General features: G+C 68.4%; 18 protein-coding genes. 11 read left to right on the plus strand and 7 right to left on the minus strand.

What is annotated here, in order from left to right; all coding sequences use genetic code 11:
• A partial coding sequence (gene ctaD, locus RMP08_RS09110) for a cytochrome c oxidase subunit I (protein ID WP_310468682.1) occupies positions 1-1,545 on the minus strand: 1,545 nt, incomplete at its 3' end.
• Positions 1,546-1,563: 18 nt separating this feature from the next.
• Positions 1,564-2,499: a cytochrome c oxidase subunit II gene (coxB, locus tag RMP08_RS09115; protein ID WP_310468683.1), complete on the minus strand. Its 936-nt coding sequence runs from the start codon at positions 2,497-2,499 to the stop codon at positions 1,564-1,566.
• 312 nt (positions 2,500-2,811) lie between these two features.
• Here coxB and pyrE point away from each other — a divergent pair, with 312 nt between their 5' ends.
• The 5 genes from pyrE to RMP08_RS09140 are packed head-to-tail and all read left to right on the plus strand — an operon-like array spanning position 2,812 to position 6,508.
• Complete coding sequence (gene pyrE / locus RMP08_RS09120) at positions 2,812-3,396, plus strand: orotate phosphoribosyltransferase (protein WP_310468717.1); 585 nt, start codon at positions 2,812-2,814, stop codon at positions 3,394-3,396.
• On the plus strand, positions 3,393-4,121 hold the full coding sequence (locus RMP08_RS09125) for a pyridoxine 5'-phosphate synthase (RefSeq protein WP_310468684.1): 729 nt from the start codon (positions 3,393-3,395) through the stop codon (positions 4,119-4,121). The genes pyrE and RMP08_RS09125 overlap by 4 nt, the downstream gene beginning before the upstream one ends.
• A complete protein-coding gene (acpS, locus tag RMP08_RS09130; protein WP_310468685.1) occupies positions 4,118-4,525 on the plus strand; it encodes a holo-ACP synthase in 408 nt (135 codons plus the stop codon). The genes RMP08_RS09125 and acpS overlap by 4 nt, the downstream gene beginning before the upstream one ends.
• On the plus strand, positions 4,526-5,422 hold the full coding sequence (lepB, locus tag RMP08_RS09135; RefSeq protein ID WP_409049783.1) for a signal peptidase I: 897 nt from the start codon (positions 4,526-4,528) through the stop codon (positions 5,420-5,422).
• A complete protein-coding gene (locus RMP08_RS09140) occupies positions 5,423-6,508 on the plus strand; it encodes an AI-2E family transporter (protein WP_310468686.1) in 1,086 nt (361 codons plus the stop codon). It abuts the gene before it with no gap.
• Position 6,509: 1 nt separating this feature from the next.
• Here the strand turns inward: RMP08_RS09140 and RMP08_RS09145 are convergent, their stop codons facing one another.
• Together RMP08_RS09145 and rpsU are read right to left on the minus strand one after the other, a co-directional pair.
• A complete protein-coding gene (locus tag RMP08_RS09145; protein ID WP_310468687.1) occupies positions 6,510-7,013 on the minus strand; it encodes an FKBP-type peptidyl-prolyl cis-trans isomerase in 504 nt (167 codons plus the stop codon).
• 37 nt (positions 7,014-7,050) lie between these two features.
• Complete coding sequence (gene rpsU, locus RMP08_RS09150; protein ID WP_310468688.1) at positions 7,051-7,260, minus strand: 30S ribosomal protein S21; 210 nt, start codon at positions 7,258-7,260, stop codon at positions 7,051-7,053.
• A gap of 370 nt (positions 7,261-7,630) precedes the next feature.
• Between rpsU and RMP08_RS09155 the strand changes: the two genes are divergently transcribed.
• The gene (locus RMP08_RS09155; protein WP_310468689.1) at positions 7,631-8,251 is read left to right on the plus strand and encodes a murein L,D-transpeptidase catalytic domain-containing protein; all 621 of its coding nucleotides are present in this window, start codon (positions 7,631-7,633) and stop codon (positions 8,249-8,251) included.
• A gap of 46 nt (positions 8,252-8,297) precedes the next feature.
• Here the strand turns inward: RMP08_RS09155 and RMP08_RS09160 are convergent, their stop codons facing one another.
• Positions 8,298-9,557 (minus strand): L,D-transpeptidase family protein, encoded by a 1,260-nt coding sequence (locus RMP08_RS09160; RefSeq protein WP_310468690.1) that lies wholly within the window; start codon positions 9,555-9,557, stop codon positions 8,298-8,300.
• A 219-nt stretch (positions 9,558-9,776) separates the two neighbouring features.
• Between RMP08_RS09160 and RMP08_RS09165 the strand changes: the two genes are divergently transcribed.
• Positions 9,777-10,052, plus strand: a complete 276-nt coding sequence (locus RMP08_RS09165) for a PilZ domain-containing protein (protein WP_310468691.1) — start codon at positions 9,777-9,779, stop codon at positions 10,050-10,052.
• A gap of 11 nt (positions 10,053-10,063) precedes the next feature.
• Entirely contained in the window at positions 10,064-10,384 is a 321-nt protein-coding gene (locus RMP08_RS09170; RefSeq protein WP_310468692.1) for a PilZ domain-containing protein, read from the plus strand.
• Here the strand turns inward: RMP08_RS09170 and RMP08_RS09175 are convergent.
• Complete coding sequence (locus RMP08_RS09175) at positions 10,381-11,004, minus strand: arylesterase (RefSeq protein ID WP_310468693.1); 624 nt, start codon at positions 11,002-11,004, stop codon at positions 10,381-10,383. The two genes, RMP08_RS09170 and RMP08_RS09175, sit on opposite strands and share 4 nt — an antisense overlap.
• A 52-nt stretch (positions 11,005-11,056) precedes the next feature.
• On the opposite strand from RMP08_RS09175, the gene RMP08_RS09180 reads away from it, so the two are divergent.
• The 3 genes from RMP08_RS09180 (at position 11,057) to RMP08_RS09190 (ending at position 14,550) form a co-directional block, all read left to right on the plus strand.
• On the plus strand, positions 11,057-11,728 hold the full coding sequence (locus RMP08_RS09180) for an ABC transporter ATP-binding protein (protein ID WP_310468694.1): 672 nt from the start codon (positions 11,057-11,059) through the stop codon (positions 11,726-11,728).
• Between the two features lie 10 nt (positions 11,729-11,738).
• The gene (locus RMP08_RS09185; RefSeq protein ID WP_310468695.1) at positions 11,739-14,219 is read left to right on the plus strand and encodes an FtsX-like permease family protein; all 2,481 of its coding nucleotides are present in this window, start codon (positions 11,739-11,741) and stop codon (positions 14,217-14,219) included.
• A gap of 76 nt (positions 14,220-14,295) precedes the next feature.
• Positions 14,296-14,550: a hypothetical protein gene (locus RMP08_RS09190; RefSeq protein ID WP_310468696.1), complete on the plus strand. Its 255-nt coding sequence runs from the start codon at positions 14,296-14,298 to the stop codon at positions 14,548-14,550.
• A gap of 3 nt (positions 14,551-14,553) precedes the next feature.
• Here the strand turns inward: RMP08_RS09190 and RMP08_RS09195 are convergent, their stop codons facing one another.
• Complete coding sequence (locus tag RMP08_RS09195; RefSeq protein WP_310468697.1) at positions 14,554-15,453, minus strand: peptidylprolyl isomerase; 900 nt, start codon at positions 15,451-15,453, stop codon at positions 14,554-14,556.
• Positions 15,454-15,499 lie beyond the last annotated feature (46 nt).

Here is a 15,499-nt window from a genome sequence, read left to right on the forward strand (position 1 = left end):
GTTGATGAAGAAGATCACCATCCCCGACGCCATCACCATATATCCGAGGGTCGAGACCTGGTTCCACTTTTCGAACGCGGGCGAATAATCGGGGATTCGCCGCGGCATGCCGTCGAGCCCGAGGAAGTGCTGCGGGAAGAAGATCAGGTTCACGCCGACGAACATGACGAAGAAGTGCACTTTGCCGAGCACCTCATTGTACATCTTGCCCGACATTTTCGGGAACCAGTAATAGAAGCCGGCGAAGATCGCGAACACCGCGCCGAGGCTCAGCACATAGTGGAAATGCGCGACGACATAATAGGTGTCGTGCATGTAATTATCGACCCCGCCGTTGGCGAGCACGACCCCGGTCACGCCGCCGACGGTGAACAGGAAGATGAACCCGATCGCCCACAGCATCGGCGTCTCGAAACTGATCGAGCCGCCCCACATGGTCGCGATCCACGAGAAGATTTTGACCCCCGTCGGCACCGCGATGATCATCGTCGCCGCGGTGAAATACATCTTGGTGTTCATGTCCATGCCGATGGTGAACATGTGGTGCGCCCACACCACGAACCCGACCACGCCGATCGCGACCATCGCGTAAGCCATGCCGAGATAGCCGAACACCGGCTTGCGGCTGAACGTCGCCACCACTTGGCTGACCATCCCGAACCCGGGCAGGATCATGATGTACACTTCGGGGTGGCCGAAGAACCAGAACAGGTGCTGGTACAGCACCGGGTCTCCGCCGCCCGAGGCGTCGAAGAAGGTGGTGCCGAAATTGCGGTCGGTGAGCAGCATGGTGATCGCCCCCGCCAGCACCGGCAGCGCCAGCAGCAGCAGGAACACGGTGACCAGGATCGACCACACGAACAGCGGCATTTTGTGCAGGGTCATGCCCGGCGCGCGCATGTTGAAGATGGTGGTGATGAAGTTGATCGCGCCGAGGATCGAGCTCGCGCCCGCCAAGTGGAGCGAGAAGATCGCCATGTCCACCGCCGGCCCCGCCGAGCCGCTCGTCGAGAGCGGCGCATAGACCGTCCACCCGGTCCCCGCGCCCAATCCCGTCCCGCCCGACACGAAAGTCGACCCGAGCAATAGCAGGAACGCCGGCACCAGCAGCCAGAACGAAATATTGTTCATGCGCGGGAAGGCCATGTCGGGCGCGCCGATCATTAGCGGCACGAACCAGTTGCCGAAGCCGCCGATCATCGCCGGCATGACCATGAAGAACACCATGATCAGCCCGTGCGCGGTGATCAGCACGTTCCAGTGGTGCAGCGCCTCGTCGAAATTGCCGCTGCCCGCGCCGAGCGGCCAGCCCTGGGTCAGGATCTGGATGCCGGGCTCGGCCAATTCGGCGCGCATCACGCCCGAGATTGCGCCGCCAATGATCCCCGCGACGATCGCGAAGATCAAATACAGCGTGCCGATGTCCTTGTGGTTGGTCGACATGAACCAGCGCACGAAAAAGCCCGGCTTGTGGTCGGCGTCGTGGTGCGCGTCATGGGCCTCGTGGCTCTTGAGCGGCAGCGCGTCGGCGGGAATGGTGCTCATCTTGGTCTGGTTCCGCTGTTAATTCTGGGCCGTCGCGGCCTGATTAGTCGTCGCCGGGCGGGTCGCCGCGGTGTCGGGCGCAGCGTTGGCCTCGGGCTGGGCTGTCGCCGGGGTCGCCGCCGCGGTCACCGGCGATGAGCCGGTGCTGTCGGGCGCCGCCGCCGGGCGAGCGCCGGGCATGGTGCCGCCCTTGGACGCTACCCACGCCGCATATTGCGCCGGGGGGACGACCTCGACCGCGACCGGCATGTAGCCGTGGCGCGCGCCGCACAGCTCGGAGCATTGGCCGAAATAGACGCCGGGGCGGTCGACCTTGACCCAGGTCTCGTTGAGCTTGCCCGGATTGCCGTCCATCTTGGTCCAGAACGCCGGGACCGCGAAGCTGTGAATGACGTCATTGCTGGTGACGATGAACTTGACCACCTTGCCCGCGGGAATCACCAGCCGCTCGTCGACCGCCAACATCGGCGGACCGTCGGCATCGGTGCGGAAGCGCTGGCCGGCGGCGACGTCGCCTTTTTCCTTGAGCATGTTCGAGACGATCTCGAACCCGCCATTGTCGGGGTATTGGTAGGTCCAATACCATTGGTTGCCGATGACCTTGACCGTCAAATCAGCCTTGGGCGGGGTGTATTGGTGTTTCAACAGCCGCATCGAGGGGATCGCGATGGCGACCAATATGAGCACCGGGACGAGGGTCCAGATCACTTCGATCAGCGTGTTGTGCGAGTTGCGCGACGGGGTCGGGTTGGCGGCGCGGCGATAGCGCACCATGGTATAGCCGAGCAGGCCTAATACGAACAGGCTGATCACCGCGCACAGCACGAGCAGCCAATTGTCGTGGAACGCCTGCGCCTCGCGGCCGATATCGGTGACTTGCGGCTGGATGCCCTTGCCGCCGACCGGGTAGCCGATGCCCGCGTTCGGCGCGGTGACCGCCGGGGTCGCGGCCATGTGCGCGCTGTGGTCGACTGGGGGGGTGGCCGTCGCAGTTGTTGTCGTCGTTGCGGGCGCAACGGCAGGCGCCGCCGCGTTTGCCGGTGTCAGCCCGGCCACGGCCAAGGCGATGGCCCATCCAATCAGTTTCATTCGCACCCCGGGTGTCATGCGTGGGACGGGTCGCGCCACTCGGCGGTCGCCAATTCGGCGGCCTTATAGGCGCGGGTTCCGCCACCCTCAAGCGCCCATCTGCACAGGCTATTCGCTAGGTTGAAGCGCCTCTGCGCCACGCCTATTGGACGGGCCGGTGAATTGCACGGGATGGCCATGACCGACGACGAGATTCTGGATGAATTCCGCGGCGCCGACGCCTTGCTCGAGGGGCATTTCATCCTCTCCTCGGGCCTGCGCAGCCCGCGCTATCTGCAGTGCGCGCGGGTGCTGATGGATCCCCGCCGGGCGAGCCGCCTGGCCGAGGCGCTCGCCGTCAAGCTTCCGACTGACCTGCGCGACAAGACCGACGTCGGTGTCTCCCCGGCGATGGGCGGGGTGATCATCGGCCACGAGATGGGCCGCGCGCTCGGCACGCCCGCGCTGTTCGTCGAGCGGCCGCAGGGCGTGTTCGAGCTGCGCCGCGGCTTCGCCCTTGCGGCCGGCGCCAGGGTGCTGATGGTCGAGGACGTGGTGACCACCGGCCTGTCGTCGCGCGAGGCGATCGCCGCGATCGGCCGCGCCGGGGGCGAGGTGATCGGCGCCGCCGCGCTGGTCGACCGCTCCAACGGCAGCGTCGATCTCGGCGTGCCGTTCACCGCGCTGATCCGCATCGACGTCCCGACCTATGAGGAAAGCGCGCTGCCGCCCGAGCTCGCCGCGATCCCCGCGATCAAGCCCGGGAGCCGGGCGGCGGCGTGACCGGCCAATTGCGCCTCGGCGTCAACATCGACCACGTCGCGACCATCCGCAACGCACGGGGCGGCGAGCATCCCGATCCCGTGCGCGCGGCGATCGCCGCCGCCGCTGCCGGCGCCGACGGCATCACCGCGCACCTGCGCGAAGACCGCCGCCACATCACCGACGGCGATATCGACCGGCTGATGGCCGAGATCGACCTGCCGCTGAACCTCGAGATGGCGGCGACCAACGAGATGCTGGCGATCGCGCTCGCCCACCGCCCGCATGCCGCCTGCATCGTCCCAGAGAAGCGCGAGGAACGCACCACCGAGGGCGGGCTCGATGCCGCCGGACAGCGCAACCACCTCGCTTACTATGTCGAGAAATTGAGCGGCGCGAACATCCGCGTCAGCCTGTTCATCGAGCCCAGCGAGCGCCAGGTCGAGGCCGCGCTCAGGCTCGGCGCGCCGGTGGTTGAGTTCCACACGGGACGCTTCGCTCATGTCGATGGCGAAGAACGGTCAGATGAGCTCCGACGCATCGCCGACTGCGCCGCGCTCGCCGTCAAGAACGGAATCGAGCCCCACGCCGGCCACGGCCTGACGTTCGACAATGTCGCGCCGATCGCCGCCATTCCCCAGCTCGCCGAACTCAACATCGGCCACTTCCTGGTCGGCGAGGCGATCTTCACCGGCCTTGAAGACAGCGTGCGGCGAATGCGCGCGGCGATGGACGCGGCGCGGTGATCGTCGGGATCGGCTCTGACCTGTGCAACATCGAGCGCATCCAGAAATCGCTCGACCGCTTCGGCGACCGCTTCCTCCAACGCGTGTTCACCGACACCGAGCGGGCCAAGGCCGCCCGGCGCCCGCACACCGTGGCCGGCACGCTGGCGAAGCGCTTCGCCGCCAAGGAAGCATTTTCCAAAGCGGTCGGCACCGGCTTCAAGCGCGGCGTGTTCATGAAGGACATCGGGGTGGTCAACGCAGCCTCGGGCGCGCCGACGCTCCACCTAACCGGCGGCGCCCGGGTCCGGCTTGACGCGCTCGCCCCGTCGGGCCACGCCATCGACATTCACCTGACCATGACCGACGATCATCCCTGGGCGCAGGCGTTTGTCATCCTCTTCGCGCGCAAGATGGAGCCTTGATTGAGCGACGATAGTTCAACCCTGACCGCCGACCCGGCGTCGGACGGACCGGCGACCGAGCCGGGCGAGCGCCGAAGCGAATCTGCCGGCTCCGCCATCTGGCGCGAGATCAAGGGCCTGCTGTGGGTGCTGCTGGCGGTGCTCGCGTTCCACAGCTTCGTCGCCAAGCCATTCTACATTCCGTCCGAATCGATGATGCCGGTGTTGCTCAAGGGCGACCGGCTGGTGGTCAGCAAATATCCTTATGGCTGGTCGTGGGTCAGCCCGAGCTTCCACGTCCTGCCCCACTGGCAGGGGCGCCTGCTCGGCAACATGCCCGAGCGCGGCGACATCGTCATTGTCACCCCGCCTGGCCAGAGCGACGACTATATCAAGCGCGTGATCGGGCTGCCCGGCGATACCATCGAGGTGCGCGGCGGGCGGCTGTCGATCAACGGTCGCCCGGTGCGCGCCGAGCGGCGCCCGCCGGCGATGGTTCCGGTCGACGCCAACGTGCCGTGCGGCTTCGAATTCCAGGGATCGCTAGTGCGCGGTGGGCGCGGCGGCGGCGGCGAATTCTGCCGCCTGCCGATCGTGCGCGAGACGTTGCCCAATGGCGTCGCTTACGACACCATCGACCTCGGCCGCAGCCCCGGCGACGACTACGGGCCGGTCAAGGTGCCCGCCGATCATCTGTTCCTGATGGGCGACAACCGCGATCGCAGCGCCGACAGCCGGTTCGGCCTCGGCGCCCCCGAGAACGGGCTCGGCGGCCCGGTGCCGTGGGAGAATATCGGCGGCCGCGCCGAGTTCATCACCTTCTCGCTCGACGGGTCAACCGGGCTCAACCCGCTGAGCTGGGTGCAGTCGCTGCGCGGCGGCCGCGCCGGCGATTCATTGCGCGGGCAAGGCAACTGAGTGGCACGGCGACCGGCCAGCGCGGTGCGTGACGAGCGGCCGGGGCCGGCGGAGTTCACCGACCCCAGGCTGCGCCACGAAGTCCAGCGCGCCGCGGTGTGGCTCGGCATGGCGCTGCTCATCGTCGGCGTGGTGGTGCTTGCCCAGCCGCTGCTGCTGATCATCGGCGGGCTGGTATTCTCGGTCATCCTCGACGGCGGCGCGCGGCTGCTCGGGCGGGTGCTGCCGATCCGCCGCGGCTTCCGCCTGGCGTTGGTCGTGCTCGCCGGGCTCGCCTTCGTCGGCTGGGTTTTTTACTACGCGGGGACCACGCTCGCCGCGCAGGCCGAGGCCTTGCGCGCGGTGGTCACCGAGCAGGCCAACCGGCTGATGGGCATGGCCACGGAGTTCGGCCTGGTGCCCGAAGGCACCCGCGCCAACCTCACCAGCCAGGTGCTGGGCGGGGTCGGCCGGCTGACTACCGCGGTGTCGTCGGCGCTGGGCGCGGTGACCTCGATGCTGGCGATCTTCGTCATCGGTATCTTCATCGCGATGGAGCCGCGCCTCTACGACCGCGGCGTGGCGTGGATGCTGCCGGTGCGCCACCGCGACGGCTTCTATGCGATCAGCGACCGTGTCGGCTTCACCCTGCGCCGGCTGATGTTCGGCCGCCTGGTCGGGATGGTGGTCGAGGGGCTGTTCACCTTCGCCATGCTGTGGGTCGGGGGGGTGCCGATGGCAGCCTTGCTCGGCCTGATCACCGGCCTGCTCGCGTTCCTGCCCAACATCGGCGCGATCATTTCCGGCGTGCTGATGGTCGCGGTTGGCTTCAGCGCCGGCACCAGCGAAGGCGTGTGGGCGATCTTCGTCTATTTCTTCGTCCAGAATCTCGATGGCTACGTCATCATCCCGTACATTGCGCGCAAGACCGTCGACCTTGCCCCCGCGCTGGTGCTTGCCGCGCAGCTGCTGTTCGGCGCCTTGTTCGGAATCCTCGGGCTCCTGCTCGCCGACCCGATCGTGGCCGCCATCAAGGTCGCCCTCGAGCAGATCAGCGGAAGCGGCGAGGCCAAACGACGGGCGGGCGAAGCCGCGGCGAAAACCTAGATTATTGGGGTTGGGCCGGCGTCGCGCCCTGCATCAAAGCGGCGTTGGGCACGACTTGCACGACATGGACGTCGAACTCGAGGTCGGCGTTGGCCGGGATCGGGCTGCCCGGCGGCGGGCTCGCGCCATAGCCCAGCGCGGCCGGGATGCGCACCTGGTAGCGACCGCCCTTCTGCATCTTAGTCAGCGCCTCGGCGAAGCCCGGGATGACCTGGCCGGCGATCATCGGCGTCGGCCCGCGGCCCTCGCTCGAATCGAACACCGTGCCGTCGGCGAGCCGTCCCTCATATTCGATCAGAACACCGTCGACCGCCTTGACCTGCGGGCCTGTGCCGGCTGCGATGGTACGGAACTTGAGCCCGCTCGGGGTGGTCTCACCGCGCAGCGAGCCGGCGCCGATCCAGGCCAGCAGCACGCCGGCGGCGATCAGGGCCAGGAACGCCAGCCATATCTTGACGGATCTGCCGCGGACGGCGGGACGGTGGGCAGCCTCGGCGACGGACATGACAGCTCCTTCGCGGGGTGCGAATCGATTGGAAAGCCTAGCGCGGGGTGCCTTCGCGCTCGACGCGCTTGCGCTCGAGCTTGCGGGCACGGCGAATCGCGGCCGCCCGCTCGCGGGCGCGCTTTTCCGACGGCTTCTCGTAATGACGGCGAAGCTTCATCTCGCGATAAACGCCCTCGCGCTGCAGCTTCTTCTTGAGCGCGCGCAGCGCCTGGTCGACATTATTGTCGCGAACGATGATTTGCATAAACGCCCGTTAAGCTCCCTAGCGGCCGACAGCCGGCCCTCGAACAGCCGCGGCTCGCCCCGACGGGCGCGACCGTTTGCTGATCCCAATGCGAATTGGCCGACGCGGCACGAGACAGCGTCAGCGGGGCGGCCCTTAGCAGCGGCGTTACGCACTGGCAAGGCGCGCGATGCCGCTGCGGGAATTGCCGCGCGCCGCTGCCGATGCGACGAAGCGTTGGCACAGCGCGATGGAGGGCGCAACTTATCGTCATGGGTTATGCACCGTTAACCTGTTGACTGGTATAGGAGACCCTTCATTTCCGGAGGGGTTAATGACGTTGAATCGGCGGGAAATCCTGCGTTTGGGTGCAGTCGGAGTGGGTGGGGCGATGCTGTCGTCCGCGGCCACCTCGGGCATGCCCTCGCTGGTGTACAATGCCCCGCCGCGGCCCGCCAATCCCCTGGCACCGCTCAACTTCGGTCCGCAGGCGCCGGCCGGCATCGACCCAAATCTGTTCGCCCGCGCCAAGGCCGCGCTCGCCGCGCGGCGCCCGTACATCCGCCACCACGATGTCATCGGCATTGTCGATTTCTCGATGGCGTCGCGCGACCCGCGCTTCCACCTTGTCAATCTGATCGACGGCAGCGTCGAGAGCCACCGCGTCGCCCACGGCCGCGGCTCGGACCCCGTCCACTCGGGCTTCCTCGAGCATTTCTCGAACCAGTTCGGGTCGCTCGCCAGCTCGAATGGCACCTATGTCACCGGCGACACCTACATCGGCAAATACGGCGTCTCGATGAAAGTGCGCGGGCTCGATTGGTCGAACAATAATGCCGAGGCGCGGGCGATCGTCATTCACAACGCCTGGTACGCCGAACCCGAGATGGCCGAGATCCACGGCAAATTGGGCCGCTCCGAGGGCTGTTTTGCGTTCAGCCGGACCAGTCACTGGTCGGTCATGAACCGCCTCGCCGAAGGCCGCATGATCTACGCCGACAAGCTCGCCTGAACGGGCGGCCGCACTCTCCGATTTCGATCCGAGCGACCTCGCGGCCTCACCGCGATGCGACGGCGCTCGCCGGCTTGGGCTGCTGGTCGAGCAATGCTGCGATGACCTTGGCGTCGCGCTTGTAGACGTCGGTGTAGTTGACGATCCGGCCGTCGGTCGCGGCCGCCGAGCTGAAATAGACGATGTAGACCGGCAGCGGTTTGACGAAATTGGCCTGGACGGTCTTTTTCGACGCAAGCGCCTCGTCGATCTTCTCCCTGGTCCACTCCCCGGCATCGTCGGTCAGCAACTCGGTCGCCAGGTCGAGGACGTTCTGGGTGCGGATGCAGCCGTGGCTGAGCGACCGCACGTCATTGTTGAAGCGGCTGCGGGCGTTGGTGTCGTGCAGGAAGATCGCCTTCGGGTTGGGCATCACGAACTTGAGGTGGCCGAGTGCGTTGGACGGCCCCGGCGGCTGGCGCCAGCGCTGGACCTTGCCGTCCTTGCCCTTGACCGGGACATAGCCCTTCTTGCCGCGGACTTCGGGCTCGATGCTCTTGGGCACTTCCCACCACGGGTTGAGGATCACGCCGGACGCGGTCGCGGTGAGCATCGGCGTCGGGGTCTTGATCGCCCCGGCGATCGCCCGCTGGCGCCACCGGGTGGTGCCGTTCTCGACCAGCGCGACATAATAAGCGGGCACGTTGACGATGACATATTTCGCCCCGAGGTCGCGCGGCAGCCAGCGCCAGCGGTCCATGTTGAGGCGGATGCGATTGCTCTTGGCGACTTCGCTGCGCGGCGTAATCGACAGCGCGTTCTTGAGGTCGCGGTACTGCGGGTGCGTCGGCAGCAGGCTGCGCAGCGTGTGGCTGACACGGCGCTCGGCGACCGCCGCGCGGAGCAGCTGGTCGAGCCGCCCGTTGTCGAGGTCGGGGTCCGGAATGTGCCAGTCTTCGCGCTCTTTCCCGCGCACGTGGCCCAGCGCGAGGTCGGATGCCACGCGGTTGAAGCGGTCGCTGGCAACCTGCGCGAGAACCTGCGGATTGCCCGAGCGCAGGGCGGCGATCAGCCCGGCGGGGTCATAGTCCGCCGGATCGAGACCTTCGCCGCCGATCTGGCTGATGAAGGCGAGCAACTCCTGTGCGTCGCGCGGATCCCACAGCGGCGGTGGGAGCACCACCACCGGGGGCTGCGGCGCGGGGACGGCGGCGGGTGGCGCGGCCGGCGGCAGGGCCTGCGGCGTCTGCGCCACTTGGGCGTAAGCAAGCGCGCCGGGGAACGCGGCAACAGCACCGAACAGGATGAGGGATTTAAGCCTACGCATTTCGATAACCCGTTAATCTGAAACAAATAACCCGAGCGGTCGGACGGTCATGCCGGCACTTAACCATACACAGGATGAATGGTTGCTGCCAGTCGCACCGGCGCCACAGTCGTGACCATAAAAGCAGCGCCAACCAATCTTTAAGCTCCGTCAATTTACACTTGGCTGCCTGGCGTGGGTGGAGGATAGCTCGTGTCGAAGCTTGGTTTGGACGGTGCGATGATCCCCCGCAAGGTACGGCGCGTGTTCGACGAACGCGGCGAACCGCGTACTGATGCGCAGTCACAAACCGCCGTGCTCGAGCACCGCGGCCGCAAGCATGTCGTCCGGCTGGTCAACCTGTCGTCATCGGGCGCTATGGTAATCTTTCCCTCAACGCCGCATATCGGGGAGGAGATTCGGCTACAGCTGATTGGCCGCGCCCCAGTCATTGGCAGCGTCCAATGGGTCAGGGACGGCCGTATCGGAATGAGTTTCGCCGCTCCCATGGAGTAGCGGCTGTGGGGATGAATTTTTCGATGATCAAGGCGCGGATTGGCGAGAGCGCGAACCCGGCCGATCGGCGCGGCAGCCCGCGCTTGCCGGTCGAGATCGACGCGCGCGTGCGCGAGCTCGGCGCGAGCGGCATCGAGGCGCGGATCATCAACCTGTCCGAAACAGGCTTCATGGCTGAGTCCGAAGGCCGCTTCGAAATTGGCGCCAGGGTGTGGCTGATGCTGCCGGGCAAAGACCGCGCCAATGCGGTGGTCAAATGGACCGCCGGCGACAAGCTCGGCGCCGAGTTCGCCGACCCCATCTCACTCGAGGGTCTCGGCTCGGAGAGCTAGGGCCGAAGTCGGGCGATGACCGCGGGGGCGATGCGTGTGACGACCGCTTTTATGCCCTCGAAACTGGGGTGCATGCCGTCGGCCTGCATCCGGCCCGGCACCAGCGCGGCGCCATCAAGGAAGAATGGGTACAGCGCCACGCCGTGCTTGCGCGCGAGCTTGAGGTAGAGCGCCTCGAACCGCTCGACATAGGCCGGATCGAGGTTGCGCGTCGCCCGCATGCCCGCCAGCAGAACCGGGATATCGCGCCGCTTGAGCTCGGCAAGAATGGCGTCGATATTCGCCTCGGCCAACTGGGGATCGAGGTTCCGCAACATGTCGTTGGCGCCCAGCTCGACGATCACCAGATCCGGCTTGCTGCCCAGCCCGTCAAGCGTCCAGCCCAGCCGGGCCCGGCCGGCCGAACTGGTGTCGCCGCTAACCCCGCCGTCGGAAACGGTTGCGCGGATGCCGTGGCGGCGCAGCGTGGCTTGCAGCTGCGGCGCGAAGCCGAGGCCGCGGTCGAGCCCGTACCCCGCGGTCAGGCTGTCGCCGAACGCCAGGATGTGGGGCGCGTCGGGCGCGGCGTGGGCGGGGCAGGCGGCCATCAGCAGACCGGCGAACAGGAGCAAACGGCGCATACCGCCTTTTCGCGAGATTGCCCCGCCCGCGCAATCGCCCTAGCGAGCGCCGATGCGCGAACCCCTCATCGACCTTTCCGATATCCATCTGACCCTCGGCCGCGGCGATGTCCGCACCGACATCCTGCGCGGCGCCGACCTCCGCATGAAGGCGGGCGAGACGCTCGCGGTGCTCGGGCCGTCGGGCTCGGGCAAGAGCTCGCTGATGGCGGTCATCGCCGGGCTCGAGCGCCCGACCTCGGGCCGCGCGACCGTGCTCGGCGAGGATGTCGGTGCGCTCGACGAGGACCGCCTCGCCCGCCTGCGCGGCAGCGGCATCGGTATCGTCCTCCAGTCATTCCAGCTGCTGCCGACGATGAGCGCGCTGGAGAATGTCAGCGTGCCGATGGAGCTTGCGCGCACCCCCGAGGCCACGGTTCGGGCTCGCGCCGAGCTCCAGGCGGTCGGCCTCGGCCACCGGCTGACCCATTATCCGGCGCAACTGTCGGGCGGTGAGCAACAGCGGGTGGCGATCGCCCGCGCCACCGCACCGCGCCCGCGGCTGCTGCTCGCCGACGAGCCGACTGGCAACCTCGACGCCGCCAATGGCGCCGCGATCATCGACCTGCTGTTCGAGCGCGCCGGAACCGCCGGCGCCGGGCTGGTGGTGATCACCCACGACCCCGCGGTCGCGGAGCGCGCCGGGCGCACCGTGCACATGGTCGACGGGCGCGTCACCGAATGAGCCAGGCCCGATGAGCGAGGCGCTGCGGCTGGCGATCCGCGACCTGCGCGGTGGGCTCGGCAGCCTGGTCCTGCTGTGGCTGTGCCTCGCGCTGGCGGTGGCCGGCATCGCCGCGGTCACCAGCCTGGCCTCGTCGATCGATTCCGCGCTGTCGGCCAACGGCCGGCGGCTGCTCGGCGGCGACCTCTCGCTGAGCGTCGCCCAGCGCGTCGCGACGGCAAACGAACTGCAGGCGATCAATGCGCTCGGGCGCGTCTCGAAGGTCACCACGCTGCGCGCGACCCTGGCCAAGGGTGACGCCAGCGCATTGGTCGAGCTCAGCGGCGTCGACCGCGCCTGGCCCCTCGCAGGCACCGTCGAGTTCCTCCCCGGTGGTCGGCGCCCTGCCGGCGCCGAGGCCGCGGTCGGGGCCGAGCTCGCTGAGCGGCTCGGTATCGCCGTCGGAGACGAGGTTCGGGTCGGCTATGGGCGCCTGCGGGTCAGCGGCATCGTCCGCGCGCTCCCGGCGACCTCTGGCTTTGCCCTGGCCCCGCCCGTGCTGGTCGACGAGGCCGGGCTGACCGCGACCGGCTTGATCCAGCCCGGCAGCCTGTCGACCACCAGCTACCGCGTTGTCGTCACTCCCGGCGTCGACACGATTGCGCTGGCCAAGGACTTCCAACGCCGCTTCCCCGACGGCGGCTGGCGCGCGATCGATCGCAGCGAGGCGGCCGGCGGCACCCGCCGCCTGATCGACCGCGTCGGCGAACTGCTCCTGCTGATCGCATTGGTGTCGCTGGCGATCGGCGGTCTCGGCATTTCGAGCGCGGCGGGCGCCTTCGCGGCATCGCGCCGCCCGACCATCGCCACGCTCAAATTGCTCGGCGCCCGCGCCGCCACCATCCGCGCGATGCTCGGGGTCGAGGTCGGCGTGATCGCGCTGGTGGCAATCGCCGCCGGGCTGGCGGTGGGCGCGCTGACCCCGGCGCTGGTCGCCGGCGCCACCGCCGGCTGGCTGCCCGTGACCCCCGACCCGTCGCCGCAAGTCGGTGCACTCGGCCGCGCCGCCCTGTTCGGCCTGCTGGTGACGATCGCCGCGGCGTGGGGTCCCGTCGCCGGAGCGGTCGCCACACGCCCGGCCGAGGTGTTTCGCGACGAAGCCGAGCCTGGCGAAGGCCAAGCCTGGTCGCGCCTGATTGTGCCATTGCTGGCCGGGCTCGCCGCCGCCGGTTTCGCGATTGCCGCCGCCACCAACCCCGGCTTCACCGCAATCCTCGTCGGCTGCCTCGCCGGTTTGGCCGCGGTGTTCGCCGGGCTCGGCCTGCTCATTCGCCGGCTGGCGCGCGCCGGCTCGCATCGCAGCGGGCCGCTGATGCGGCTTGGCATTGCCGCGCTTGCCCGCCCCGGCGCCGCGACTGTTAGGCTAGCGGTCGCGATGGGGCTTGGGCTGTCGCTGCTGGCGCTGGTCGGCGCGGTCGGCTCGAGCCTGCTCGGCGAGATCCAGACCACCATCCCCAAACGCGCCCCGGCGCTGTTCCTGGTCGACATCCCGGTCGCCGAGAAGGCGCGCTTCGAGGCGCTGGCCCAACGCACCGTGCCCACCGCCGAGCTCCGCCTGGTGCCCACGCTGCGCGGCCCGGTGACTGCGGTCAACGGCGTCCCGGTGGCCCAGATGCGCGACATCCCCGAGGGCGCGTGGGTGCTGCGGGGCGACCGCGGGCTGACCTTCTCCGCCATGCTGCCCGAGGGCAACCGCATCGTCGCCGGGCGCTGGTGGCCGGCCGATTACCGCGGCCCGCCGCTGATCTCGCTCGATGTCGACGCTGCCGAGGCGCTCAACCTCAAGGTCGGCGACAAAATGACGGTGGCCGTGCTCGGCCGTCCGATCGAAACGCGGATCGCGTCGCTGCGGCAGATCGACTGGCGGTCGTTCGGGTTCAATTTCGCGATTATTTTCGCGCCGGGTGCACTAGAGCGAGCACCATATACATTGATGGCGACGGTCGCGCCGGAAGCGGGGCAGGGCACGCTGGCGCTCGAGCAGGCGCTCGCCCGCGAGCTGCCGATGGTCAGCACCATCCGCGTCGCCGACATCATCACCCAGGTCGTCGAGACGCTGCGCGCCTTGGAAGGCGCGGTGCGCATCGCGACCTTGCTCGCGATCGGCATGGGGGTGGTGGTGCTCGCCGGCTCGGTGGTGTCGACCCGCCGCGCGCGCCAGCGCGACATGGTGCTATTGAAACTGGTCGGCGCCACCCGCGGCGAGGTGCTGACGGTGCAATTGATCGAGTTCGCGGCGCTCAGCGCGAGCGTCGCCTTGGTCGCGGTCGCCGCCGGCGCGCTCGGCGCGTGGGCGGTGGTGACCTATCTCCTCGAGTTCGAATTTTCGCCAAGCCTGGCATCGCTCGCGCTGCCCCCGCTCGCCGCCGTATTGCTGTCGATCGGCGCCGCTCTGCTCGCCGCATTGCCGGCACTTCTGGTCCGTCCCGCCACGGCACTGCGCGCGACCTGAGCCCCCGCCGCAATCACGCCGGATGAAACCCGCGCCGCTTTCGCTCGTTCATCGCCATCGAAAGGAACCACCAGCGATGGCGATCACGATGCTGAACGAAACGCGCAAGGCGCACGACCCCTCAGGGCGCGGCTATCACGCGGTTTATCGCGAGCATGAGGTCAACCACTGCCCCGGTTGCGGCCGCACCCACTGGCTGATCGGGCGGATGTCGGCGGAGTGCGCGTTCTGCACCACGGCGCTGCCGCTGGCCGAGGCGAGCATGCGCTCGCACCACGGCCCGGTGGTGATCCAGCACAAGAACCGCGACCAGCAGGCCTGGGCGGCCTAGCCGTCAGGCGGGCTTGCGCCGGACCGGTACGGGGGCGTTGCACACATCGACGCCGCCGGCCGGGCGGATGAAGAAATCGTCGTCGCGGTTGGCACGGGCCTTCACATAGGCCGCGAACGCCGCGCCGCTGGTATCCAACATCTCAAATGATGGCCGCTCGACCGGCGCAAGGTCGGCGGCGAGGCGGATGCGCGCGATCGGCACATCGCTGCTGCGCTCCTTGTAAAAGCCGAGCGCTTCGGTCCCGCGCGGCAGGGAGCTAAGGCGGTCGATCCCCTCGATGACCCGCCCGACGACGGCGATGTTGCGGTCGAGGTGGCGCGGCGCGTGGCCGATCACCGCATATAATTCGCCGCCGGTCCCGGTGTCGGGCGACAGGCCACGACCGACCCCGACCGACGCATAGCAATGGGTGAGGTTGGCGGTCCCGCCCTGAGGATCGTAGGCGATCGGCCAGCCCCCGGAATATCCCGCGCGCGGCGCGTAAGCGTCGACGAAACCGAGCGGGTGGATCGCGAGCCCCTTCAATGCCCGGTGATATTCGGCAGGCGGCTGCGCCACGACCCCCGCCGGCCACGGCTTCTCGCTCTCGTTATTGCCCCATTGCGCGACATAATTGTCCTGCACGCGATAGATCGCCGCGCCTTGCCAATAATCGGCGCGCGCCAGCGCCTGGATGTTGGCGACATGGACCGGTGCGAACGCCGGGGCGAGCTGGATCACCACCCGGCCGCCGTCCTTCAAGTCCATCACCAGCAGCTCGGCGGGGTCGATCGCCAGCCACGCGCCGGCCGGCGCCGCGGCGACGATCTCGCTCGGGGTCTTGGGCTTGGGCACGGGCGGCGCGGGGACCTGGGCGGCGCCGATCAGCGCGATCGCGGAGAGGGCAAGCAGGGTACGCATGGCCGGCCTTTCGTAGGGTCGGCGCCGGTCTAGCGCAGGAAAGCGC

Origin of the sequence: Sphingomonas sp., assembly GCF_031426035.1 — a bacterium.
Taxonomy (GTDB): Bacteria; Pseudomonadota; Alphaproteobacteria; order Sphingomonadales; family Sphingomonadaceae; genus Sphingomicrobium.